This window comes from Microbacterium pygmaeum (assembly GCF_900100885.1).
Taxonomy (GTDB): Bacteria; Actinomycetota; Actinomycetes; order Actinomycetales; family Microbacteriaceae; genus Microbacterium; species Microbacterium pygmaeum.
Genome location: NZ_LT629692.1, coordinates 1,531,737 through 1,554,337, shown reverse-complemented (window position 1 = coordinate 1,554,337; position 22,601 = coordinate 1,531,737). Strand labels below are relative to the sequence as shown.

The window sequence follows — 22,601 nt, the reverse complement described above, 5'->3', positions numbered from 1 at the left end:
GGAGGCAATGATGCCCGGACTTTACTACGAGGAGTTCGAGATCGGTCGGATCTTCGACCACTCGACCACCCGCACCGTGACCGAGACGGACAACCTGTTGTTCTCTGCGCTCACCCACAACCCGGCCAAGCTGCATATCGACGAGCACTTCATGCAGAGTCACGAATTCGGGCAGCGGATCGTCAACAGCGCGTTCACCCTCGGTCTCATGTCCGGCGTGAGCGTGGAAGACACGACCCTCGGCACCACGATCGGCAACCTCGGCTGGAACAGCGTGCGGTTCCCGCGCCCCGTCTTCCACGGTGACACGCTGCACGTGCGAACGACGGTGATCGCCAAGCGCGAGAGCACCTCTCGGCCGAACGCCGGGATCGTGACTTTCACGCACGAAGCGTTCAATCAGCGCGATGAACTCGTCGGCACCTGCGAGCGCGTGGCCCTCATGCTGAAGAAGCCCGTGCAGTGACGACGTCACCTCTCGCGGGCATCACGGTCCTGGACTTCACGAAGACGCTCGCGGGCCCGCTGTGCACGCAGACCCTCGGTGACCTCGGGGCGACGGTCATCAAGGTGGAGTCGCCGGGGGCCGGCGACGACACGCGCACCTGGCCGCCGTTCCGAGCTGAGGGCCTGAGCGCGGTATTCCTGAGCGTCAATCGCAATAAGCAGAGCATCTCGCTGAACCTGAAGACAGAGCAGGGCCGCGCGATCGCCCACAAACTCGCCGCCAAAGCCGACGTCGCCATCGAAAGCTTCGGCACCGGCGTGGCCGAGCGATTGGGCATCGATGCCAAGACGCTCCAAGGCATCAACCCGGCGCTCATCCACTGCACGATCTCGGGGTACGGTCGCACCGGCCCTCTCAAGGATCTGCCCGGGTACGACGTGGTGTTGCAGGCGTTCAGCGGCATGATGTCTCTGACCGGCGAGGCAGGCGGGGGCCACATCCGCAGCCCCATCTCCCCCATCGACCAGGTGACCGGCATGCACGCCGTGACCGGGATCATGGCCGCGCTCCTCGGACGAGCCCAGACCGGCCGCGGAACGACCGTACAAGTCAATCTCTTCGAGACCGCGCTCGGACTCTTGCGCTACAACCTGCAGAGCTTCTGGGAGCAGGGGGTTCAGCCGGAACGCTGCGGCTCGACCCACGAAGGTCTCGCTCCGTACCGCGTGTTTGAGGCCTCCGACGGACCGGTGCTGCTCGGCGTCGCTAACGACAGCCTCTGGAGCAAGTTCACCCGTGTCGCCGGACTCGAAGACATCGCCGATGACCCTCGCTTCCGCACGAACGCGGCTCGCGTGCGCAATCGTGCACAGACCGAGGCGATCGTTCAAGAGGCGGTCTCACGCCATCCGGTCAGCTTCTGGAGCGACGAGATGGCGAAGGCGAATGTGCCGTGCGCACCGGTGAACTCGCTGGCCGAGGTGTTGGCACATCCGCATACCAACGCCAGCGGGATCATCATGGACTACCAACACCCGGTCGGCGGCCCGACCAAGGCTGTTGCGCTGCCGCTCGTGCTGGGCGACAAAGCCCGATCACCGGGCTCGCCGCCGCCGTTGCCCGGCGAGCACACGGTGTCGATCTTGGAGGACCTGGGTTACACACCCGAGAAGTTGATCGAGCTGCGCGAGGCAGGAGTCATCGCATGACTACCCAGGCAACCGCCTACTTTCGCTCGATGCTCTACGTGCCTGGCGACGACGACCGCAAACTCGCCAAAGCGGACGGCTGTGGAGCGGACGCCGTCGTACTCGACCTCGAAGACTCGGTCGCGCCGGCCAATCGCCCTGGCGGCCGGAAGAAGGTGCGCGCGTTCCTCGACGCTCGCCCGCCCGAAGCGCGTTCATACCAGTTATGGGTGCGCATCAACGCGCTCGACGAGTCGGCCCTCGACGATCTCGTCGCTGTCGTCGGCGGTCGCCCCGACGGCATCGTCCTGCCCAAGATCGACGGGCCACCCGATATCCATCAGCTCAGCCTGTATCTCGACGCGCTCGAGACGAGGGAAGCCGTTCCTCCCGGCTCCATCAAGATCTGCGCCGTTGCCACCGAGACTCCTGCGGCAGTTCTCAAGCTCCATCAGTTCGCCGATGCGCACCTCCCCCGTCTCGTCGCTCTCAATTGGGGCGCAGAAGACCTCAGCGCGGCCGTAGGTGCGTCGACGAATCTGGATTCCTCCGGTCGATGGGCGCTCACCTACCGATGGGCGCGGTCGGCCGTGATGCTCGCCGCCAAAGCGGCCGGGGTGCAGGCGATCGACACGGTCTACGTGGACTATCGCGATACCGAAGGCTTGATCCGGGCGTCGCGCGAGTCTGCCACTGAGGGCTTCACTGGTCGCGTCGCGATTCACCCCGCGCAGGTCGGACCGATCAACGAGGTCTTCATGCCATCCGAACACGACGTGCGGCTGGCTCAGTCCATCGTCGACGCGTTCGCCGGAAACGAAGGGGTGGGGGTCGTGGGCATCGACGGCAAGATGTTCGACATCCCCCATCTCAAGCGCGCTCACCTCGTGCTCGAGAAGCATGCCCGCTTCAGCGGAGATCCCGCGCGTTGACGAAGTGGCGGCAGGGGTGCATCGCCTCTCGCTGCCACTTCGTGGGCACAGTATCGGTCATGTCAACATTTACGCCCTCGAGACGGCATCCGAAGTCGTTCTGATCGACTGCGGCTGGTCGACGCTGCAGACCCGTCGGCATCTGGCTCTGCTCCTGCGGCGAATCGGTCGCCGGACGAACGACATCCGGATGGTTTTGCTGACCCACTGCCATTCGGATCACGCCGGCATGGCCGGGTGGCTCCGCAAGAAGGGTGCCGCAGTCGGCGCGCACCGCGGCGACACCGCAAACGCCGAGCACCACCTGGATGCTCGAGAATTCGTTCACCAGACCGCTCGCTGGCATGCGTGGGCCGGCGTCCCGGAGGGTCTCCGCGCAGAAGCGACGCGCTACGCACTGCATCAGCATGACCTGGGGTGGCGTGATCGCCCGGATTTCGAGCTGAACGAATCGTCGGTGCTGACGCACGGGACTTTCCGTCTGCAGACGATCGCCGTCCCGGGCCACACGTCCGACAGTGTGGCATTTCTCGAGACATCGACGGGGCTGCTATTCACGGGCGACACACTCTTCGGGCAATCGAACTTCGGCCCTTCCCTGCGCACCCTGCACCACGGCGATCCGATGTCGGACTATCTCGTATCCATCGAGAAGCTGACGGTGGCGCACGTCACGCGTGTACTTCCCGGGCATAACTCGCCGTTCACGGATGTCCGCTCGCGAGTGGCGGCGAATCGCGCACACCACCTCCGGCGCGCCGATATCGTCGCCGGCCTCGTCGCGCACGGCTCATCAACGGCCTGGTCGATCGCTGAACGCATTCCGCGTCGGCGATCGTGGTCTCGCCTGTCCGTGCCGCAGCGCATCGCTGCGACGGCCGAGGTGAGCGCCCACCTCGCGCGCCTGGCATCGCTCGGACACGTTCCCGCCGAACTCGCTCCGATGACGAACGCGATTGATCCCAGTCCGGCCCCATGACTGACATTCCGGCACCAAGACGCATCCGCCAACCGCGTGGGCAGCAGGGCTGACGAGCGGGCATCAGTGCGCTTACCCACAGAGGCGCCGACGCGAAGGCGACAGCGACGATGAAGACGGCCCCGCGGTCGCCGACCTGCTCATCGGGGATCGATGAGTTCGGTGCGATCGCGGCCACCGCCCAGAACGAAGCGACACCGACTGCGGCACCCACCGACCGCGGCAGCACGTTGGCGGATGTGGTGAGTGCCTCTCTCGAGGGTCGACGGCATACTTCGCGGCAACGAGCGTCGGCGTCGCGGCCAGTCCGAGGCCGAGGCCGACGACGAAGCATGCGATGGCAATGGGGCCGGGCGACGGCTGATCCGCGGCCCAGACCAGCAGGGCGCACCCGATCACGGCAGTCGTGCTGCCGATCGTCGCTGTCGCCCGGTCGCCCAGCTTGAGGCAAAAGAGACCGGAGAGGGAACTTGCGAGAGGTCATCCGATGACGAGCGTGCCGAGCGACAGTCCGGCGACCACGAACACTGCCATGCTCGCCTCGGCGTATCGCCGCACGGAGGCGATGAGACCGAACAGCAGCCCACCGACCAGAACCGACGCCAACGACTAGCCCCACACGACGCGTCGGCGCAACAACCGCAGCGGCAGGATGGGAACGCTCACCCGATTCTCGATTCGCAGCAGCACCATGAGGAGAACTGCTCCGCTGCCGAAGAGCGCTGCGGTGGGCACCGAATCCCACGGCCACGAGCGCGCCCCCTCTAGAAGAACATAACGAGTGCCGCGACTACGGCGCAGAGGAGTACCGCACCGCCGACATCAGCTCAGCCGCGGACTGCGCGCGCGAATGCCTCCGGGAGGGTCCGCCAGATGAGCACGGCGATGACGAAGATCACGGGCACGATAATCCAGAAGACCCCCCTCCGCTCCCAGCAACGGTCCGGTGACTGCCGCCAACGGCCATATGGCCGCGATGTTGCCTTGCACGCGTGCTCGCTCCGTTGGGGCGTAGAGATCACCGACGATCTTGATCGCAGGTAGACCGAGAACATCCAGGGGAGCGAGACGGCATCCCCCAGACCCCGTCAGATCGCCATGACCGCCATGACCGCCACGGCCAGGATGGTGGCGTCGATCGCGACCAGGAACGTCGACAGCATGATGGCCACGAGAATCCCTCTTCGCGGTGGCTCCAGACCGGAAATGGCCCTCTCTCTTGCACGACGGAAGCCTGAACGGGTGTCGGATCGTCCCTCATCGCTGCATTGGTTAATCATACTTTGGCGGTCACCGCCCGAGACTTCTACGCCGAAAAGTTGTCTTCTATCGGTTTTGGTTAATCGTTGTCATATTGCTCAGTTTCGATTACGATGAGAGTGCGCGACAGCGCGTGCGCCAGCGAGAACACTGTCAACGGCGACACGGAGGTGGGCGCGATGCAGATTGCGTGTGGGTCACAGCTACGGGTGATCGACCCCTCGGTCGGCTTGGGCGGATTTGACACAGAGCAGCTACGGCGTCAAGGGCGGTCCCCCGCTCGTGGACGGATATCTCTACCAGAAGGCGGTGTACATCAATGGAGACTGACTGGTCCGACATTGCGCGGACCCGGACACGGAGGATGTCGTGAAGATCGTCGTCCTGATGAAGGAAGTGCCCGACACCTACGGCGACCGCAAGCTGGACGTTGCGACGGGCCTTGCCGATCGAGCCGCCTCAGAGGCCGTGCCGGATGAGATCAATGAGCGGGCGCTTGAGGTCGCCCTGCACTACGCAGATCAGAACGACGCCGTAGAGGTCACCCTCCTCTCGATGGCGCCTGCGGATGCGACGGCGACAATCCGCAAGGGTCTGGCGATGGGCGCGCATTCCGCGGTGCACGTGGTGGACGATGCACTGAGGGGCGCCGATATGGGCCTGACAGCGCTCGTACTGTCGACCGCGATCACACAGCGAGGCTTCGATCTAGTGATCGCGGGCAACCGATCCACCGACGGCGCCTCGGGAATGCTGCCGGCCATGATCGCCGAACGCCTCGACGTGCCATCGCTGACCAGCCTCAACGATGTCGAGATCGGAGCGGCCCAGATCACCGGTCAGCGGAGCTCCGACGGCGCGACGCTGGTCGTAACGGCGGCGCTGCCCGCCGTCATCTCGGTCACCGAGTCGCTGCCCGATGCCCGGTTCCCGAACTTCAAAGGCATCATGGCGGCCAAGAAGAAGCCGATCGAGACGGTGACTATCGAGTCTCTGACGCTCTCCTCAGACGAACACACGACGCCTCGATCTATCGTCATCGCCGCCCGCGAGAAGCCGGCACGCACCGCCGGCATCAAGGTCGTCGACACCGGCGACGCCGGTCGACAGCTCGCTGACTTCCTCGTCCAGAACCGCCTCGTCTAAGGAGAACCCATGCCCGATTTCGCCGCAGATGCTGTCCTGGTCGCTCTGGACATCGGCCCGACCGGTGGCCTCGCGAGAAGCAGCGCAGGCCTCATCGCTGCCGCCGCACGTATCGGAACGCCGGTGGCCCTGGTCGTCGGAGACGAGGCTCTGGCGGCCGAGGCCGCCGTCCTCGGTGCTCCGACGGTCCTGGTCGCCGAACGCGCGGAGGGCCTGACGCTCCCCCTCGTCGACGCGCTCGACACTGCAGCGACACTCGTCGGTCCTGATGCCGTGCTGCTCCCGAACTCGGTCGAGGGTCGCGATGTCGCTGCACGTTATTCCGCCCGGCGCGGCTGGGTCGTCGCCGCCGACGCGATCGGCGTGGCACGCGACGACGAAGGCGTGACCGCCCAGCATTCCGTGTACGGCGGCGCCTACACCGTGGATTCCGCACCAACGTGGGGCACGCTGGTCGTGACGATCCGCGATGGCGCGATCGACGAACGACTGGATGCCGTCGCCGACCCGATCGTTCAGACGATCGCCGTCGAGCACACCGGCCGTCGAGCCGCGACCGTTGTATCGGTCGAAGCGGTGACGGCAGATTCGTCGCGGCCCGATCTGCGTACCGCGCAGAAGATCGTCTCCGGGGGCCGCGGTCTCGGTTCGAAGGAAGGGTTCGCGCTCATCGAGCAGCTCGCTGACGCGCTCGGCGCAGTAGTGGGCGCGTCGCGCGCCGCCGTCGACGCTGGCTTCGTGCCCCACTCGTACCAGGTCGGACAGACCGGCGTATCGGTGTCGCCCTTGCTGTACATCGCCGTCGGGATCTCGGGCGCGATCCAGCACCGTGCGGGAATGCAAACGGCGAAGACCATCGTCGCAATCAACAAGGACGGCGACTCACCGATCTTCGACATCGCCGACTTCGGCGTGGTCGGCGACCTTTTCACCGTCGTGCCGGGGCTGATCGAGGCTCTCGACGCACGGAAGGCATAGTCGAGATGCCGACACAGGTGCTGAGGCGAGGTCTTCCGCGCGTTGCCGGCGGCGAGCCCTGGCCACCCCAGGCAAGCCCGCCGACGACGCCCGAACGCGCAGAGACCGCAGTCACGTCTGAACCGCTCGTACGTCGGGGGCTCCCCCGCACCGCCGGCGGAGCCCCCTGGCCCCCAACTCAGAGCTGGCCACGGCCAACTCCCGCCGCGGCACCGGCAACTGCCCTCACCGCCTCGGCACCCGGCCTTACCGCACCGGTACCTGGCCCATCGCATGTCGAGCCCGCGGCCATCGCGCCCGTCGAGACCAATGCCCGCGCCGCATTCGGTGAAACGAAGATCGCCGACACCGCACTTCCCCTGCCCTTTCGGCGCTCGGCCTTCGCCGGCACGCACGCGTTCGAGCGCGCGACCCCTGCTCCCGCGCCGCGACGCATCGGACCGTACACGGGCCGTCAGTGGGCAGCGCTGGTCAACCTCGGCGGCGCCGGCGCGCTCGTGGCCGCGGCGATGGCGGTGCTGCTCGTTCGCTGGGTGCTCAGCCTCGAGCCGATGCAGGACTTCCTGCGCACCTATCCGGGCGAGTATCCCCTTCCCGTGGGCGCACCCGTGGGCTTTCCGGCATGGGTCGGATGGCAGCACTTCTTGAACGCCTTCCTCATCGTGCTGATCATCCGCTCCGGGCTGAGCGTCCGGTACGACAAACGCCCCTCGGCGTATTGGACCGGCCGTGGCAAAGGCATCAGCAAGATCGGCCTGATGCTCTGGTTTCATCAGTCGCTCGACATCCTGTGGCTCGTGAACGGCGTGATCTTCGTCGTCCTGCTCTTCGCGACAGGGCAGTGGATGCGAGTCGTTCCCACGAGTTGGGAGGTGTTTCCGAATGCCGTGTCGGCGGCCCTTCAGTACGTGTCGCTGAACTGGCCCACCGAGAACGGCTGGGTGAACTACAACTCCCTGCAGCAACTCGCTTACGGCACGACGGTGTTCGTCGCCGCCCCATTGGCAGCGGCCTCCGGCTGGAGGATGAGCGGTCTGTGGCCGAGAAGCGCCGCTCGCCTGAGCAGGGCCTACCCGCTCGTGTGGGCGCGTGCAATCCACTTTCCGGTGATGCTCTACTTCGCCGCGTTCATCTTCGTGCACGTTACGCTCGTCTTCGCAACCGGGGCGTTGCGCAATCTCAATCACATGTATGCGATGCAAGGGTCCGAGGACGGCGTCGCGTATGCCGACAACTGGACGGGTTTTTGGATGTTCGCTGCGTCACTCCTCGTGATCGCCGCCGCCTTGGCCGCCGCGCGGCCGAGCATCCTTGCTCCGATCGCGAGGGTGTTCGGCTCGGTCAGCGCGAGGTGATCCGCGCTCAGGTCTTCTCGTCCTCGGTCTCTGTCAGCGCAATCTCCGCCTCAGCGAGCGGCCGGTCCGCCGCACGCCCGGTGAACCGCAGCGGCCAACGACGCTCGGGCACCCACGAAATCCGCAGCGACGCAGTCCTGATGAGATAGATGACAGCAATCACGACGAGCACGAGCGTCGTTCCGGCGGCGGCCAGCATCGCCGCCCTCGGTCCGCCGACCTGAGCGATGAACCCCATGAGCGGAGCGCCGATCGGTGTGCCACCGGCGAACAGAGCGAGGTAAAGCGCCATCACGCGTCCGCGCATGGCCGGCGCAGTCGCGACCTGCACGTACGAATTCGCCGTGGTCATGATCGTGATCGCGGCGATTCCGCTCAGGGCGAGCGAAAGGCCGAACACCCAGGGATCGGGGGCCAGCCCGCCGAGGATCAGGGCGAGCGTGGCTCCCGATGCCGCCCACGCGATTACGCCGATTCGAGGGGATTCGCGATGAGCGCTCAGCAGCGCGCCGCTCACTGTGCCGATGGCCAAGATCGAAGACAGGATGCCGAAGGCTTCAGGGCCGAGGTCGAAAGTGATCCGCGTCATGGACGAGATGAAGATCGGAAAGTTCATGCCGAACGTGCCCCAGATGAAGATCAAGACCAAGACCAAGACGATGTCGGGTCTCCCCCGCACGTAGCGCAGCGCCTCCCATAGCGTGCCCGACACCCCGGGAGCGCGCTCGACCGGCACGAGATCCTTGGTCCTGATCGCAGCGATGGCGATGAGCACGGCGAGGAACGAGAAGGCGTTCAGCACGAAGACCCACCCGAGCCCGACCACGGCGATCAGAAGGCCCGCGATCCCGGGCCCGATCAATCGAGCACTGTTGAACGATGCCGAGTTCAGGCTCACCGCATTCGCGAGCCGGTCATTCGGCACCAGTTCACCGATGAAGGCGAGTCGTGCCGGGCTGTCGAAGGCAGACGCGAGGCCGAGAGCAAACGCGAGCGAATAGACCAGGGCGAGATTGACGACGCCGGCGAGCGTCACGATCGCCAGAGCCACCCCGACCGCCAGTGATACGGACTGCGTCACGTACAAGACTTTTCGGCGGTCGAAGCGGTCGGCGACCATTCCCGTCCACGGCAGCAGCAGAAGCATCGGGGCGAACTGCAGTCCGATCGTGATGCCGACGGCCTGCGCATCGTTGTCGGTCAATTCGGTGAGCACCAGCCAGTCCTGCGCAATGCGCTGCATCCAGGTGCCGACGTTGGAGATCAGTGCACATGCGAACCACAGGCGGTAATTGCGAACGGCAAGCGACCCGAAAGTCGTGCTCACTGCGCGCGCCGAAGGGCATGCGCGTTCGTAGACGCGCTCACGCTGCCGCCAGCTCGATCTCGCCGACGCACAGGACGAATGCGGTCACGACGGCCTCCGCTCGCTCGACATGTGGGCGAGGCATCCGCCTGTGGATGACCGAAGCCCTTGCTCCCAGCATGGACAAGTGCCACTCGGTTGTCAATGGTTAGCCTTATTCCAAACTGTGTAGTCTTCGATGCTCCGACGGCTTGTGCAGTGAAGGATAGGATGGCGTCGACCTCGGTTGATAATTCGCACGCGCGCCAATAGTGTCGAGTGCGTCGATCCTCGTCGACACAGGACGGTGGTGAAGTTAGCCGTCGTCGTCGCACGGCGTTGTGTGGGAAGGGAAACGAGTGGAGCGTTCGCCTGAACGACCGATCGTGGTCGACAAGATCCGTGCGCCCAAGTCCTTCGACCTCTTGGCGCAACGCCTTCGCGAGGCAATTCTCAGCGGCGAGATCGCCGAGGGCGATTCGCTTCCCCCGGAGCGCGAACTCGTCGAGCAGACGGGCCTCACCCGCGGATCGGTGAGAGAAGCGCTGAAACAGCTCTCTGCCGAAGGCCTCGTGCAGACGAGGCCCGGCCGTTTCGGCGGCAATACCGTCACGCTCCCCGGCAAAGACATCATGACGAATAGCCTGAATCAGTTTGTTCGAGGCCGCCGCATGCCGCTGCGCACTCTCAACGAAACGCGTGAGGTCTTGGAGCCGGCGCTGGCCCGCCTGGCCGCCGTGCACCGCACCGAGGACGACCTCGCACGGATCAGGCGCCTGCACGACGATCTCGTCGCGGCATCCGGTGACTTCCATCAGTTCTCACGCGTCAACGTCAAGTGGCACAACGCCGTCGCTGCCGCGAGTGGGAACGATGTTCTCAGCGCAGTGCTGGAGGCTCTTTCATTCGGCGTGACCGTTTCGACCACGGTCGATGCGTACGACACCGAAGACACGCGCCAGCAAGTGATTCGCGTGCACTCGAAGATCGTCGAGGCGATCGAACAGCATGACGGTGAGCGGGCTGAACGTCACATGCGACAGCATCTCGGCGCGACACATGCACGCGTCGCCGGCACCAAATCGGCAGACGTACCGCTGTCCTCACCCAGCGCGGTCGAAAACGTGTGATCCTCTGCGACGCACCCGGTGCCCCGCCGAGGATCGGCGAGTCGCCGTCAGTGCAGAGTGCGGCCACCGTCCACCGTCAGTGTTGCACCGGTGACATAACTCCCGGCATCGGTGGCGAGAAACTCTACAGCCGCGGCGACCTCGTCGGTCGTGCCGAGGCGATTCAGCGGGTACGCCTTCACTCCCTCGCTGAGGTACTCCTCGAGCGACTTGCCCTCGGGTCGGATCGACCGGTACATCTCCGTGTCGATCGCCCCGGGACAGATCGTGTTGGCTCGGATGTTGAGCGAGCCATAGTCGATCGCAATCGACCGGGTCAACTGAATGAGCGCGGCCTTCGAGGCCCCATACGCCAAGCGCCGCGGATTCGGACGCAGGCCGGCGCCAGACGAGATGTTGACGATCGATCCCGAGCGCATCTGCGACATCCCCGGCAGAACCTCACGGGCGAACAGCCACGGAGCTCGCGCGTTGATCGCGATCACTCGGTCCCAGTCCTCCACGGTCGCATCCACCGCGTTGCCCGACGAGAAGGTCCCGGCGCAATTCACGAGGATGTCGATGGGACCTCCCTCGAGCACGGCGGCACACGTCGCCGAGATCTGACCAGGGTCGACGACATCGCAGACATACCCTGCGATCGCCCCGTTGGGGGCCGCGATTGCGACGTCGGCATTGCGGTCGACGGCGTGCACCTCAATGCCGGCATTCGCGAATCGAGCGACGACCGCGGCACCGATACCTGCCGCGGCCCCGGTGACGATTGCCCTCTTTTTCATGATTCTCCTCTTCGAAAGTTGTGCGCCACTGACGGGGACTTAGGCGAGCTTGGTCGGCCAGTCGAGCAACGCAGCGAGTGCGTCACCGTAAATCAGGTCGAGTTGCTCAGAAGAAAGACCGGGTATCTCGGAAAGATAACGTCGCGACTCCCAGTAACTGCACAGCGGTGCCGTTCGGGTGTAGTCGGTCCCCCAGAAGGTGCGTTCCGCGCCGAACGATCCGATGAGACGCGTGACCGGCTGCCAGATATCGCGGAATGGATACGACTCGAGTGAGACCGAAGGACCGCCCGTCAGCTTGAGACGGAGGTTGGGCAGGTGGGCGAGGGCGAGGACGGTGTCGAGGTACGCGAACGGATGCTCGGGCCGATAGCCCAAGATCGGCGGCGCGAATCCGGTGCCGAGATGATCGATCACGAAGACCACGTCTCGATGCCGGACGAACAGTTCATGCAGACGCGCATCGATCGGGTGAGACAGCGACAGCGCAACCGGGAGCCCAAGGTCGGCACTGACACGCAGCGCATCGTCAAATTCGCCCCGGGCAAGACGCTCGGGTTCACGCATCTCAAGCATTCGGATTGCAACCAAGCCTCGCTCTCGCGAGCGCTCCAGGTGCGCGCCGAGCTCGGGACTCGTGTGATCGACCAGCCCCATGACACGGAATCTGGCGGGATCGGCCTCGGCTGCGCTCAACTCGAACTCGATGCTCTTGCCGTAAACTCCGTTGGGCACCAGCAGAGCGCCATCTACGCCTGCAGCGGCGAGTTCAGCGCGCACCATGTCGGGCGTGTTGGTCTGCCCCGCGTGCTGCAGATAGCTCGGTTTGTCGACGTGAGCGGGCCGGTAGCCCGGATCCCACGGCAACTCGGGGCGATCCGAATACCACGTATGCACCTGGGCGTCGAGAACGACCATGCTGTGCCTCCTGTTGTCGCGTGCCTCGGGATCAGCACGTCACGTTATAGTGATGCCGCTATCGACGGTGAGAACCTGTCCGGTGACGCGCTTGGACTCGTCCGACGCGAGGTAGACCGCCATCTCAGCGATGTCGACGGGTTGCAGCACGCCCAGCAGATGCCGATCCTGAAGCTTCTTGGAGCGTTCGGTCGATGCGCGCGCCGCGACGCGCGGGCTGAGAGTCAGCCCCGGCGCGATCGCGTTGACCCGGATTCCGGTCGCGGCGTACCCTGCGGCGATCGAGCGTGTCGATGAGATGATCCCGCCCTTCGCCGCGGTGTAGAAGTCACGCTCCGAGATGGCCATCAGGCCGACGATCGACGCGAAGTTGATTACAGAGCCGCCGCCGGCCTCTTCAAGATGCGGGATGCCGAACCGGCTGACCAGCAGGGTTCCGAACAGATCGACCCCGATCACCCGCCAGAATTCCTCGAGCGCAGCCTCGGTGACACGGCCGTCGCGGGTCGACGACCCACCGTGCGGACTGCACAGCACGTTGAGCGACCCGAACGTCGCCACCGCCTGCGCGATCGCAGCCTCGACCTCGTCCGGCTGACTGACGTCGCATTTCAGCGCGATCGCGCGGCCCTCGGCGAGCGCGTCCTTGACGGATGCCGTCGCCTTGTCGATATCGATGTCCACCGCGACGACGCGCGCGCCTTCATCGAGGAAGCGCTGACACACCGCCGAGCCGACGCCGCCGCCCGCACCCGTGACGAAGGCGACCTTTCCCTCAAGCCTGTTCATGCGTTGCGTCAGTCCTCTTCAGTTCGATCTGTCCGAGTAGTTCGCCGAGATTGCTCTCGCCTTCGATTGTTTCTCCACCCAGCTGGAGGAGCCGGGATATTCCATGCACTGCGTCGTCTGTGCCGACGAACTGCTGAAAGACGAAGGCCTCGTCTCGAAGGCCCTCCTCTATCGTGCCGTCGAGCGCGGATGCGACGAGGCGACGCGTCTGCCGTATCACCTCGGGCGAGTACGACGCGATCCGCGTGGCAATGGCGCGCACATTCTCGTCGATGGTCTCGGCCGGGAAAGCACGCGTGAGGTAGCCCCATCTGTCGGCCGTCTCGGCGTCGAGATCGTAGGCGCCGAGGATCAGTTCCAGCGCCCTCGAGACACCCACGACTCTCGGAAGGTACTGCGAAGCTCCGCCTCCCAGACCCGTCGCCAGCGAAACTCCGAAACTGTTGAACACGGCCTTGCCGAGAGCGCCGTAGCGTAGATCGCAGGCGAGTGCGAGCGCTGCTCCCCCGCCCGTGGCGCGACCCTCGACCTGGGCGATCGTGAGCTTGTCCATGATACGCAGCCGCTCGGTGACGACGTGGACGACACCGCGGGGAGTCGTCTCCAGAGTTTCGGGAACGACGTCGTTTGTGAGCTGTGCGATGTCGCCGAACTTTGCGTGGCCGATGAAGAAGCCCGGCGTCGAACTCTTGAGGATCACCACCATCACATCGGGATCCGACGCGAGAGCGTCGGTGGCTTCATCGAGTTCGGGTAGCATGCGCCCGCCGATCAGATTCATCGGCGGACTACTGATGGTGATCGTCGCCACCCGATCTTCGACTCGCACGCTCAGAGTTTCGAAAGCGCTCATCCGCGGCGCTTCTTCCGCTCGGCGCGACCCGTGAAGATGAGCACGGCCCCAACGACGACCGACGAGATGACCGTGATGACCGTTGCAAACGCTGTCACCTGCGCGTAGGTACTGTTCTGAAACAGGCTCAGCATCGTGAAGCCGACGACCGGACTATTGGGTCCGGCAAGAATCGCGGATGCCGTGATGTCTCCCATCGCGAGCACGAAGACGAACACCCAACCGGCGGCGAGCGCCGGGAGCATGAGCGGTAGCGAGATGGCACGGAGCGTATAAGCCGGCCCGCGTCCGGACACGCTCGAGGCATCCTTCAGATCTTTGCCGACTTGAAGCGCAGCCGCTTCTGACGTCACCGCCGCATACGTGAAATAGATGACGACGTACGCGATGAGCAAGATGGTGGTCGTGCCGCCCAGGTTGAACGGGGGGCCGGCGAATGCGCTCAAGAGCGCGATCGCGAGGATCAGGTGAGAGACGATTCCCGGAAGCTTGAAGATGCCACTGAGTACACCGGAGAAGCGGCGAGTTCTGCCCATGTGGTACGTGACCAGCACACCAAGAATCACGCAGATGGTCGCCGCGACGACTCCCAGTATGACGCTGTTGCGAAGGGCGTTCGCGGTCTGACTTCCCTCGGCGAAAAGCCCGATGAACGCATTGAAGTTCAGCTGCGTCGTGAACTGGCCATTCCAGAAAGGCTGCATCGCGACGTAGGCGAGCGCGATGACCGGGAGGATGCAGCTCAGCACGATGTACAGCAACATCAGCGCGCGCGCGAACAACCGCGCCCCGGGGCGGAAGATGAGCACACTGGAGCCGCTCGGCCTGCCGCCGATCGTCGAATGGCGCGACGAGGCGCCCACCTTGCGCACCACGAGATTTCCGAGCAGGACAGCCGCGAGCAGGATCAGCGACAGAAGGGTTGCGCCGAGCAGATCCGGCGGGAAATCCAGGGTGATCAGATGCACGATCTCAACGGTCAAGACCGGGATGCCGGCTTCAGTACCGATCAGAAGTGGCACGGAGAAGGTGGCCAGACCATAGATCAGAGCCAGCAGAGCGCCGGAGATGATCGCGGGACGCACGGCCGGCAGAGTGATCGTGCGCAGAATCGTGAAGGTCTTGCGACCGCTCACGCGAGCCGCTTCCTCCATCGCGGGGTCGATGTTCCGCATCGCTGCGGCCACGACGAGGTAGACCTGGGGAATGAGATACACGCTGTAGGCGAAGATCATGCCGCCCGGCGTGAAGATGTTCAGCTCGGGCAGTTGGATTCCCAGGGTATCGTTCAGCATCCCGATGACGACGTTCACATAGCCCACACCGGGCGAGAAGAGGATGATGAGGCCGATCGAACCAGCGATCGACGGAACGAGGAGCGACATCACGGGCAGCACGTCCGACGCCCAGCCGATTCGAACGTTCGTCCGCTCATTAAGCCAGGCCAAGAGGCTGCCGACGACGACTGCGACTCCGACGCTGCCCACCATGAGATAGGCGGTGTTCCACAGGACCACTCCGAGACGGGGATCGCCATAGACGCGCTGCGCTGCGTCGATGACCGATTCGCCTCCGAGCAGGAGTGAGAACACCGTCTCGGCGAGCGGGTAGAGGATCAGGATGGCGAGAGCGAAGCACACCACCGCGACGATGATGTTGAACAGCGACCGCGGCGCCTTGAGTACCGGCCGGGCGCTCACCCTCGACTTCGAGGCGACTTCGGTTGTCACAGTACTACCGCCGAACGCCGATCGACGATGACGGGGGTCTCTTCTGGAACGACAGGAGTCGTGTCGACTGGCGCCTCCTCGATACCGGGGTGCGCGAAAAGGCTGGCACGTAAGACCTCTATCTCGACCTCCTGACCGATCTGCACCGAACGATCCATTGAGCGGACGGTGATCACGGCCTCACCGACCGCTACGCGGACGTCTGAGAACGAGCCGAGGAACACGACCTCTTCCACGATGCCCTTGAGTGCGATCGCGGCGTCCGAGCGCGCGTCGGTCGCCGAGAGGATACGCCACGACTCCGGACGCGAGAAGACAGTGACGACGCCCTCATCGCCGTCGAGGTACTCGACGGGAAGCTGGCCGACCGAGGTGGAGATCAGGGCGAGGCCCCCTGCGCGATCGCCGTCGAAGCGACCGGGGATCTCGTTGACCGAGCCGAGGAACCTCGCAACGTAGGCGGTATTCGGACGGTCGTAGACCTCTTCGGGCGTGCCCGACTGCCAGATCTTGCCTTTCCGCATCACGCAGATCCGGGAGGCGAGGGTTAATGCCTCCTCCTGATCGTGGGTGACGTACACCGCGGTGAACCCGAACTCTCGATGCAGGCGCGCGATTTCGGCACGGAGCTGCTCACGAACCTTCGCATCGACATTCGACAGTGGTTCATCGAACAGGATGATGCCGTCACGAGATACCAGGGCGCGAGCGAGGGCGACTCGCTGCGCCTGGCCGCCACTGACCTGGCCGGGATACTGCTCACTCAGCTCACCGATGCCCGCCGACTCAAGCGCTTGGCGCACACGAACGGCGGTATCGGCCCGGGCGACTCCGCGTGCTCGCAACGGGTACGCCACATTCTGCGCGATCGTCATATGCGGCCAGAGCGCGTAAGACTGGAACATCATGCTAATCCGGCGACGCTCGGTGGGGACATCCACCTTGGCCGCGCGATCGAGAACCGTTACACCGCCAAGCTCGATCGAGCCGGTGTCGAGGCGTTCGAGTCCCGCGATCGCACGCAGGAGCGTCGACTTGCCGCAGCCCGAAGGGCCGAGGAGGACGAGGAACTCGCCTTCCTCGACCTCGAAGGATACGTCGTCGAGGGCATTCGTCACCGATTTGTCTTGACGGACGAAGCGTTTGCTCGCTCCGTGCACGCTGATTCGACGCGATTCCATCTTCACTCTCCGTTGTTTAGCATCGGCTTTGGGGACTTAGGGAAGGTTGAAGACACTCTGAAGCAGCTCTCGATCTTCAGGGAGCGCCTCGTAATCCGGTCGCACATAGCCGTCGCCGAGCGGAATGCTGCCCTCCGAGTTGATCGGCGACGCACCTCCCGTGGAGACCAGCGCCTCCTGGCCTTGCTCGGATAGCAAGAAGTCGACGAAGAGACGAGAGAAGCTCGGCGCGTCCGTGTTGGAAGCGATTCCGCTAAGCAGCTCGCCGATGGAATACCAATCAGGGAAGACGACCTCGATGGGTGCACCAGCCTCGACGAGTTCTGTAGTCGTGGAGGGAGTCACGGCGAGCGCCACCAGAGCTTCGCCACTAGCCACCTTTTGGATGCCTGGGATGATGCTGTCTACGAAGATGAGATCCTGCGCCGCGAGATCTTCGAGATAGTCCATGCCCTCGCGCTCGGCCCAAAGCGCGCCCTGGTACGCATACAGCGATGCGGCGCGGTAGTCGCCGAAGACGGTCTTGCCTTTGAACGCCGGGTCGATGACGTCTTCCCATGACGTCGGAGGCTCTTCGACGAGGTCTGAGTTGTAAGCGATGCCGAAGACATTGATAACAGTCGTCGGAAATCCGTCGTGGTACCACTCATCGTCGAGAGCCGCGACCGATGGTAGTTCATCACGCTCTAGCGGTGTCAGCCACTCGTTCTCGCCCGCGGTGGCGACGAATAGCGGGTCCCCCACGGTGATTACGTCGGCGGTTGGAGCATTCGCCTCGATCTCCTGGCTGAACCGCGTGTTCAACTGACCGCTCGTCAGGCGGAGGTAGTCGACACGCAATCCCGGGTAGGTGGATTCGAACGCCGAGATGGCGGCCTCCATGCTGGGCGGGTCGTAGCTGCCGTACCAGGTCAGCGGCCCCTCTTGCTGTGCTGCCTCGTAGAGTTCGGCGAGTTCGGGGCTCAGTTCGCTGGAAGTTTCGGGTGATGCGCCCCCTTCGCTGCCTGCTTGTGTGCTGCATCCCGCAAGCGCGAAAGCAGCGACAATGCCTACTGCGACGAATCGACAGACTCGTACCTTCATGTGTACTCCCTTGTACGGGCGGAACGTCTGATCCGCTGCTCAGGCCAATGATTGACCATTGACTTCAATGTACAGGCCATGTCTCCATCTCGCAATAAATATTCCGCCGAAGTTCTTGATGATCCGCACTGATTAGTCAATGATTAACCACGCCCGCCGGCTAATCGAAGGCTGTGGCCAACGTGGCGGCCCGCCACTGATCGACCACGGCGGCCTGCTCCGCGGCGACGGCTTCGAACGTTTCGAGTGCGTCAGCTCCCAATAAGAGGAACGACGGAGTGTTGTCGTCGGCAACAGCGCGGATGATGACCTCGGCGGCCTTGTCCGGATCGCCTGGTTGCGTCCCTTCAAAGCGCCGTCGGCGTGCACCAGCCGTCGGAGCGTAGTCGTCGATGATGACCGGAGAGATGTCCAGCGAACTGCTAGAGAAGTGCGTTCGGAACGAGCCCGGTTCGACGATCGTGACAGTGATGCCCAGCGGCTCCACCTCTTTGCGCACTGCGTTCGAGATGCTCTCCAGCGCCGCTTTGCTGGCGGAGTAGTAGCCGGAGCCGGGAGGACACCGGCGCGCGCTGATCGACGACACGTTCACGATCGCACCCGAGCGGGTAGCACGCATCCCCGGAAGTACCGCCTTCATGAGATTGACCGGACCCCAGACGTTTGTGTCGAACTGGCGGCGGATGGCTTCTGGTTCGCCCTCTTCCAGCGCTGCGCGGTATCCATAGCCGGCATTGTTCACGAGAACGTCGATCGATCCGAACCGTTCGCGTGCGGACTCGACGGCGTGTGCGATCCCATCTTCTCTCGTCACATCGAGCGGTACCACGAGAGCATTCTGCGGGTGGGCGGCAATGACCGTCTCCAACGATGCGGTGTCGCGCGCACCGAGTACGACATTGTCTCCGCGTTCCAGAACGGCGTTAGCCAGCGCAAGGCCGAGCCCGCGAGATGCCCCTGTAATCAACCAACTCTTCATCTATCTCTTCCTGATCGTCAGGTAATGGCCAGGTACGACCGCCAGAGAACGGTCTCTGGGCGCAGACTCTACGCCCTCGATCCTCAAAGCCGTGAAGTGGACCCGATGGCTCGACCGCTCGCAAAATGGCGGCGCGCTGACCTCACCGCCCGCGCTCAGCCCGAGACACCTCGCTCAATTGCTTCGTTCAACCGCCGCGCGAGCGCGCGGCTCGCGTCGTCCTGCCACGAGCGCCACTCCGCTGGCAGCCCATCCACACGTCGTGGGGCGTTGCATCCGCCTTACTGGTGCGGTCGCGCCAGAGAACAGGTCGAGCCAGCCGAGCAGCACCTAGAGCGGCGGCACCTCCCGAAGCAGCACTGCGGCAGCATCGACGATGTTCTCGTTTTCGCTCCCGCATGTGAGGGATGAAGGCGATCGCGATCCCGCTTGTCCGCGGCGGGCAATCGTTCAGCCATGCCTTCGCCGCCAACGGCTGACGGTGGGAGGTACAGTCTCTAGCTCCCACCTCGACATCCTGCGCGCATAGCGTCGAAGGGAAACCGTGCAACGGAATGGAGATCACCAGAATGCGACACCCGATCCGTACCGCAGCGGTGCTGGCCACGGCCGGCGTGCTGCTGGCCGGGTGCTCAGCTCGCATGCCCGTATCCATAAACACCGCGACGGCGCCTAACTCGTTTGCAACGTCGCCGATGGCGACGCTGACGGGAACGCCGACCGAGGTCGTGACTGGGCTCGGGGCGCCGTGGGACGTCGTGCTATTCAAGGGCACTGCACTGATCAGTTCGCGCAACTCCGGCGACATCCTCGAGGTGCTGCCGGGTGGCAGCACTCGCCTGGTGGGCACGGTTCCGGACGTGCAGCACACGATGGAGTCGGGTCTGCTGGGCCTCGCGGTCGGTAACGACAGCACGCTCTTCGCGTACTCGACAACCGCGGATGACAACCGGATCGAACGCTTTACTGTTGAGGGCTCCGCAGGCTCGTTTTCGCTGGGCGTCGAAGAGGTGGTGGTGGATGGTCTGCCGACGAACAGCTTCCACGACGGCGGCCGAATCGCCTTCGGCCCAGATGGGATGTTGTACGCGTCGGTGGGAGATGCCGGCAACGGCGCCGCCGCACAGGACGAGGAGCGGCTCAACGGGAAGATCCTCCGGATGACGCCCGACGGCGCGGCGCCGGCAGACAACCCGTTCCCGGGCTCGCTCGTGTACAGCCTCGGTCACCGCAACGTGCAGGGCTTGGGGTGGGCGTCTGACGGGACGATGTTTGCCGCCGAGTTCGGTCAAGACGCGTGGGACGAACTGAACGTCATCCAGGCCGGCGCGAACTACGGTTGGCCCGAGGTAGAGGGACCGGGAGGTGGAAACGATTACGTCGACCCGGTTCAGTACTGGGCTCCGGACGACGCCAGCCCCAGCGGACTGACCGTGATTGATGACACCATCTTCATCGCCAACCTTCGCGGCGAGGTCCTTCGCGCGGTACCCACCGCGGATCTGGACACGTCGCAGGATTACTACGCAGGCGAGTACGGTCGGCTGCGCAGCGTGCTGCCCGGCCCCGACGGCATGCTGTGGATCGTGACGAACAACACTGATGGTCGTGGCGACCCCGGCGATGGTGACGACCGCATCCTGCAGGTTCCCGTCACCGCACCATAGGGCATCCCCGTGGACTGCCGCCTACCGATCTGGTTGTGCCTGCACTGGATCGGCGATCATGGTGCGCAGCAGATCGATCGCGTCCGCGGATGGGGTAGCAGGCTCGGTGAGGAAGCTGGTGATGCTGACGCCGGGAGACGCGGGAACAGGCAGCACCTCGTAGGACACGGTGATGAGCCCGACCAGCGGATGGTTGATCCGTTTGCTGCCGGACACGTGCGCTCGTACCGTGTGGCCGCCCCACATGGTGCGGAACTCCCGGCTCTGCGTGGCTAGGCGACCAACCAAAGCGATCAGCCCGCGGTCATCAGGATCGCGCCCAGCGGCAAGTCGCATCGCAGAGACGGTGTGATGCGCGTTCTCTTCCCAGTCTGGGTAGAACGTCCGGGCACGCTCGTCCAGAAAGATGAACAGGGCGTGGTTGAGCGGTTCGGCGTCTGGCGGGAACAGGTCGTGGAAGAGAGCCCGACCGAGAGCATTCGAGGCGACAGGGAACGTCAGATGATTCTGCGCCACCACGGGAACGTCGCGCATCGTATCGATCAGCTGCACGATCCCTGGCGACACCTTCCGGCCAGGCCGGGATCGGTGGAGCCGGGTCGGACCGTTGAATGCCCGGCCCAGATTCAACAAATGCGTCGTTTCGGCGTCATCCAATTGGAGACCGCGAGCGACCGCGAGCAGCACCCCTTCGGAAACACCTCTCAGATCGCCCCGTTCCATCTTCGTGTAATAGGCGGTGCTGACGCCGGCGAGCTGACCGACTTCCTCACGCCGCAGTCCAGGCACACGACGCTCCCCAGCAAAGAACGACACTCCGGCCTGCTCGGGCGAGATCCTGCCGCGCGCGGCGGTGAGAAACTGCTGCACCTCCTGCTTGGCATCCATACGGCAACGGTAAAGGAGAACTGTCTTCCCTGTGAGATACCAGCAGACGCTCCCACTGGCCGTTCCGGCACGATTGGGAGCGACTACTGGTAACTCTCACCGCTGGACGGTTCCGTCCTAACGTTGAAAGCCAGTCCATCGTCAGCGTGCACCGCAAGATGCACAGAATTGGGATCTTCATGACCGAGAACTCTCGACCGCTCGTCGCCGTCATCACCGGCGCATCCTCCGGCATCGGCGAAGCCACCGCCCGCCACCTCGCCTCGGCCGGCTACCGGGTCGCCCTCCTCGCTCGCCGTGTCGACCGCCTCGAATCCCTCGCCGCCGAGATCGGTGACGGAGCAATCGCGATCGAGGCTGACGTCACCGACCGCGATGCCCTCGTTGCCGCAGCGCTGCGCGTGCAGGACGAGCTCGGCGGCGCAGACGTGCTCGTCAACAACGCCGGCCTGATGCTGCTGGGTCCGTTCGGCTCCGAGCAGAAGGACGACTACAAGCGCATGATCGACGTCAACCTTCTCGGCGCGATGACCGCGACCGAGGTGTTCCTGGACCAGCTCACTGCGAACGGCGCAGGCGACATCATCAACATTTCCTCCGTCGCCGGCCGCACCGCCGTCGCCGTCAACGGCGTCTATGCCGCCACCAAGTGGGGACTGAACGGCTGGTCCGAGGCGTTGCGCCAACAGCTCAAGCCCGCCGTCCGCGTGACGGTCGTCGAGCCGGGTGCCGTCGCGACCGAACTGCCCCAACACACCACCCACGAAGGAATGCGCCAGGGAATCCAGCAGCTCTACAGCACCGTCGAAGTCACCGGCGACGACATAGCCGAAGTCATCACCTTCGCCGTCACCCGGCCCCGACACTTCGCCATCCACGAAGTCATGGCGCGACCCTCCGGCGAATAGCAAACGCTTGCGGGCCGGCACAAGGTCGATGTACCGGTGCTGGCCCGCCGTCCGCGGTGGACACTA

22 protein-coding genes are annotated in these 22,601 nt (G+C 64.5%); 10 read left to right on the top strand and 12 right to left on the bottom strand.

Features of this window, described 5'->3' with window-relative positions; all coding sequences use genetic code 11:
- Positions 1-10 precede the first annotated feature (10 nt).
- From BLT19_RS07215 to BLT19_RS07200, 4 genes are read left to right on the top strand one after another with little or no spacing between them, the layout of a single operon-like run.
- Entirely contained in the window at positions 11-466 is a 456-nt protein-coding gene (locus BLT19_RS07215; RefSeq protein ID WP_091493515.1) for a MaoC family dehydratase, read from the top strand.
- Positions 463-1,656: a CaiB/BaiF CoA transferase family protein gene (locus BLT19_RS07210; protein ID WP_091488175.1), complete on the top strand. Its 1,194-nt coding sequence runs from the start codon at positions 463-465 to the stop codon at positions 1,654-1,656. Before BLT19_RS07215 ends, BLT19_RS07210 begins: the two co-directional genes overlap by 4 nt.
- Positions 1,653-2,567 (top strand): HpcH/HpaI aldolase/citrate lyase family protein, encoded by a 915-nt coding sequence (locus BLT19_RS07205; RefSeq protein WP_091488172.1) that lies wholly within the window; start codon positions 1,653-1,655, stop codon positions 2,565-2,567. The genes BLT19_RS07210 and BLT19_RS07205 overlap by 4 nt, the downstream gene beginning before the upstream one ends.
- Positions 2,536-3,546, top strand: a complete 1,011-nt coding sequence (locus BLT19_RS07200) for an MBL fold metallo-hydrolase (protein ID WP_091488170.1) — start codon at positions 2,536-2,538, stop codon at positions 3,544-3,546. The genes BLT19_RS07205 and BLT19_RS07200 overlap by 32 nt, the downstream gene beginning before the upstream one ends.
- A 480-nt stretch (positions 3,547-4,026) precedes the next feature.
- On the opposite strand, the gene BLT19_RS18105 is transcribed toward BLT19_RS07200, so the two are convergent.
- A complete protein-coding gene (locus tag BLT19_RS18105; RefSeq protein ID WP_269457429.1) occupies positions 4,027-4,152 on the bottom strand; it encodes a hypothetical protein in 126 nt (41 codons plus the stop codon).
- A 3-nt stretch (positions 4,153-4,155) separates the two neighbouring features.
- Entirely contained in the window at positions 4,156-4,281 is a 126-nt protein-coding gene (locus BLT19_RS18100; protein WP_269457428.1) for a hypothetical protein, read from the bottom strand.
- 894 nt (positions 4,282-5,175) lie between these two features.
- Here BLT19_RS18100 and BLT19_RS07195 point away from each other — a divergent pair.
- From BLT19_RS07195 to BLT19_RS07185, 3 genes are read left to right on the top strand one after another with little or no spacing between them, the layout of a single operon-like run.
- Positions 5,176-5,952, top strand: coding sequence for an electron transfer flavoprotein subunit beta/FixA family protein (locus BLT19_RS07195; protein ID WP_091488168.1), 777 nt, complete (start codon positions 5,176-5,178; stop codon positions 5,950-5,952).
- Positions 5,953-5,961: 9 nt separating this feature from the next.
- Positions 5,962-6,930, top strand: a complete 969-nt coding sequence (locus tag BLT19_RS07190; RefSeq protein WP_091488165.1) for an electron transfer flavoprotein subunit alpha/FixB family protein — start codon at positions 5,962-5,964, stop codon at positions 6,928-6,930.
- 5 nt (positions 6,931-6,935) lie between these two features.
- A complete protein-coding gene (locus tag BLT19_RS07185) occupies positions 6,936-8,285 on the top strand; it encodes a cytochrome b/b6 domain-containing protein (RefSeq protein ID WP_091488162.1) in 1,350 nt (449 codons plus the stop codon).
- Between the two features lie 7 nt (positions 8,286-8,292).
- Here the strand turns inward: BLT19_RS07185 and BLT19_RS07180 are convergent, their stop codons facing one another.
- Positions 8,293-9,612 carry an MFS transporter gene (locus BLT19_RS07180; RefSeq protein WP_091488159.1) on the bottom strand — a complete coding sequence of 440 codons (1,320 nt, stop codon included), beginning with the start codon at positions 9,610-9,612 and terminating at the stop codon, positions 8,293-8,295.
- Positions 9,613-10,016: 404 nt separating this feature from the next.
- On the opposite strand from BLT19_RS07180, the gene BLT19_RS07175 reads away from it, so the two are divergent.
- The gene (locus tag BLT19_RS07175; protein ID WP_172825603.1) at positions 10,017-10,760 is read left to right on the top strand and encodes a FadR/GntR family transcriptional regulator; all 744 of its coding nucleotides are present in this window, start codon (positions 10,017-10,019) and stop codon (positions 10,758-10,760) included.
- A gap of 47 nt (positions 10,761-10,807) precedes the next feature.
- Here BLT19_RS07175 and BLT19_RS07170 read toward each other — a convergent pair whose 3' ends face one another.
- From BLT19_RS07170 to BLT19_RS07135, 8 genes are all read right to left on the bottom strand, one after another.
- Positions 10,808-11,539 carry an SDR family NAD(P)-dependent oxidoreductase gene (locus tag BLT19_RS07170; RefSeq protein ID WP_091488153.1) on the bottom strand — a complete coding sequence of 244 codons (732 nt, stop codon included), beginning with the start codon at positions 11,537-11,539 and terminating at the stop codon, positions 10,808-10,810.
- A 39-nt stretch (positions 11,540-11,578) separates the two neighbouring features.
- Positions 11,579-12,457, bottom strand: a complete 879-nt coding sequence (locus tag BLT19_RS07165; protein WP_091488151.1) for an amidohydrolase family protein — start codon at positions 12,455-12,457, stop codon at positions 11,579-11,581.
- Between the two features lie 39 nt (positions 12,458-12,496).
- A complete protein-coding gene (locus tag BLT19_RS07160; protein ID WP_091488149.1) occupies positions 12,497-13,246 on the bottom strand; it encodes an SDR family NAD(P)-dependent oxidoreductase in 750 nt (249 codons plus the stop codon).
- On the bottom strand, positions 13,233-14,057 hold the full coding sequence (locus BLT19_RS07155; protein ID WP_157681799.1) for an enoyl-CoA hydratase/isomerase family protein: 825 nt from the start codon (positions 14,055-14,057) through the stop codon (positions 13,233-13,235). Before BLT19_RS07155 ends, BLT19_RS07160 begins: the two co-directional genes overlap by 14 nt.
- Positions 14,058-14,095: 38 nt before the next feature.
- Positions 14,096-15,829, bottom strand: coding sequence for an ABC transporter permease (locus tag BLT19_RS07150; protein WP_091488144.1), 1,734 nt, complete (start codon positions 15,827-15,829; stop codon positions 14,096-14,098).
- Positions 15,826-16,947, bottom strand: coding sequence for an ABC transporter ATP-binding protein (locus BLT19_RS17580; protein ID WP_197673053.1), 1,122 nt, complete (start codon positions 16,945-16,947; stop codon positions 15,826-15,828). The genes BLT19_RS07150 and BLT19_RS17580 overlap by 4 nt, the downstream gene beginning before the upstream one ends.
- Before the next feature lie 99 nt (positions 16,948-17,046).
- Positions 17,047-18,093: an ABC transporter substrate-binding protein gene (locus BLT19_RS07140; protein WP_091488141.1), complete on the bottom strand. Its 1,047-nt coding sequence runs from the start codon at positions 18,091-18,093 to the stop codon at positions 17,047-17,049.
- A 160-nt stretch (positions 18,094-18,253) separates the two neighbouring features.
- Positions 18,254-19,072, bottom strand: coding sequence for an oxidoreductase (locus BLT19_RS07135; protein WP_091488139.1), 819 nt, complete (start codon positions 19,070-19,072; stop codon positions 18,254-18,256).
- 554 nt (positions 19,073-19,626) lie between these two features.
- Between BLT19_RS07135 and BLT19_RS07130 the strand changes: the two genes are divergently transcribed.
- Entirely contained in the window at positions 19,627-20,739 is a 1,113-nt protein-coding gene (locus BLT19_RS07130) for a PQQ-dependent sugar dehydrogenase (protein WP_231917839.1), read from the top strand.
- A 21-nt stretch (positions 20,740-20,760) separates the two neighbouring features.
- On the opposite strand, the gene BLT19_RS07125 is transcribed toward BLT19_RS07130, so the two are convergent.
- Positions 20,761-21,627 (bottom strand): helix-turn-helix transcriptional regulator, encoded by an 867-nt coding sequence (locus BLT19_RS07125; RefSeq protein WP_172825602.1) that lies wholly within the window; start codon positions 21,625-21,627, stop codon positions 20,761-20,763.
- A gap of 146 nt (positions 21,628-21,773) precedes the next feature.
- Here BLT19_RS07125 and BLT19_RS07120 point away from each other — a divergent pair, with 146 nt between their 5' ends.
- Positions 21,774-22,535 (top strand): SDR family oxidoreductase, encoded by a 762-nt coding sequence (locus BLT19_RS07120; RefSeq protein ID WP_231917838.1) that lies wholly within the window; start codon positions 21,774-21,776, stop codon positions 22,533-22,535.
- Positions 22,536-22,601: the final 66 nt, after the last annotated feature.

Coding starts and splice junctions, on each gene's coding strand:
- BLT19_RS07170 (WP_091488153.1), bottom strand. CDS start 11,539: ATGAAAAAGAGGGCAATCGTCACCGGGGCCGCGGCAGGTATCGGTGCC.
- BLT19_RS07185 (WP_091488162.1), top strand. CDS start 6,936: ATGCCGACACAGGTGCTGAGGCGAGGTCTTCCGCGCGTTGCCGGCGGC.
- BLT19_RS07135 (WP_091488139.1), bottom strand. CDS start 19,072: ATGAAGAGTTGGTTGATTACAGGGGCATCTCGCGGGCTCGGCCTTGCG.
- BLT19_RS07215 (WP_091493515.1), top strand. CDS start 11: ATGCCCGGACTTTACTACGAGGAGTTCGAGATCGGTCGGATCTTCGAC.
- BLT19_RS07200 (WP_091488170.1), top strand. CDS start 2,536: ATGCCCGCTTCAGCGGAGATCCCGCGCGTTGACGAAGTGGCGGCAGGG.
- BLT19_RS07165 (WP_091488151.1), bottom strand. CDS start 12,457: ATGGTCGTTCTCGACGCCCAGGTGCATACGTGGTATTCGGATCGCCCC.
- BLT19_RS07160 (WP_091488149.1), bottom strand. CDS start 13,246: ATGAACAGGCTTGAGGGAAAGGTCGCCTTCGTCACGGGTGCGGGCGGC.
- BLT19_RS07125 (WP_172825602.1), bottom strand. CDS start 21,627: ATGGATGCCAAGCAGGAGGTGCAGCAGTTTCTCACCGCCGCGCGCGGC.
- BLT19_RS07190 (WP_091488165.1), top strand. CDS start 5,962: ATGCCCGATTTCGCCGCAGATGCTGTCCTGGTCGCTCTGGACATCGGC.
- BLT19_RS07130 (WP_231917839.1), top strand. CDS start 19,627: ATGGAGATCACCAGAATGCGACACCCGATCCGTACCGCAGCGGTGCTG.
- BLT19_RS07140 (WP_091488141.1), bottom strand. CDS start 18,093: ATGAAGGTACGAGTCTGTCGATTCGTCGCAGTAGGCATTGTCGCTGCT.
- BLT19_RS07205 (WP_091488172.1), top strand. CDS start 1,653: ATGACTACCCAGGCAACCGCCTACTTTCGCTCGATGCTCTACGTGCCT.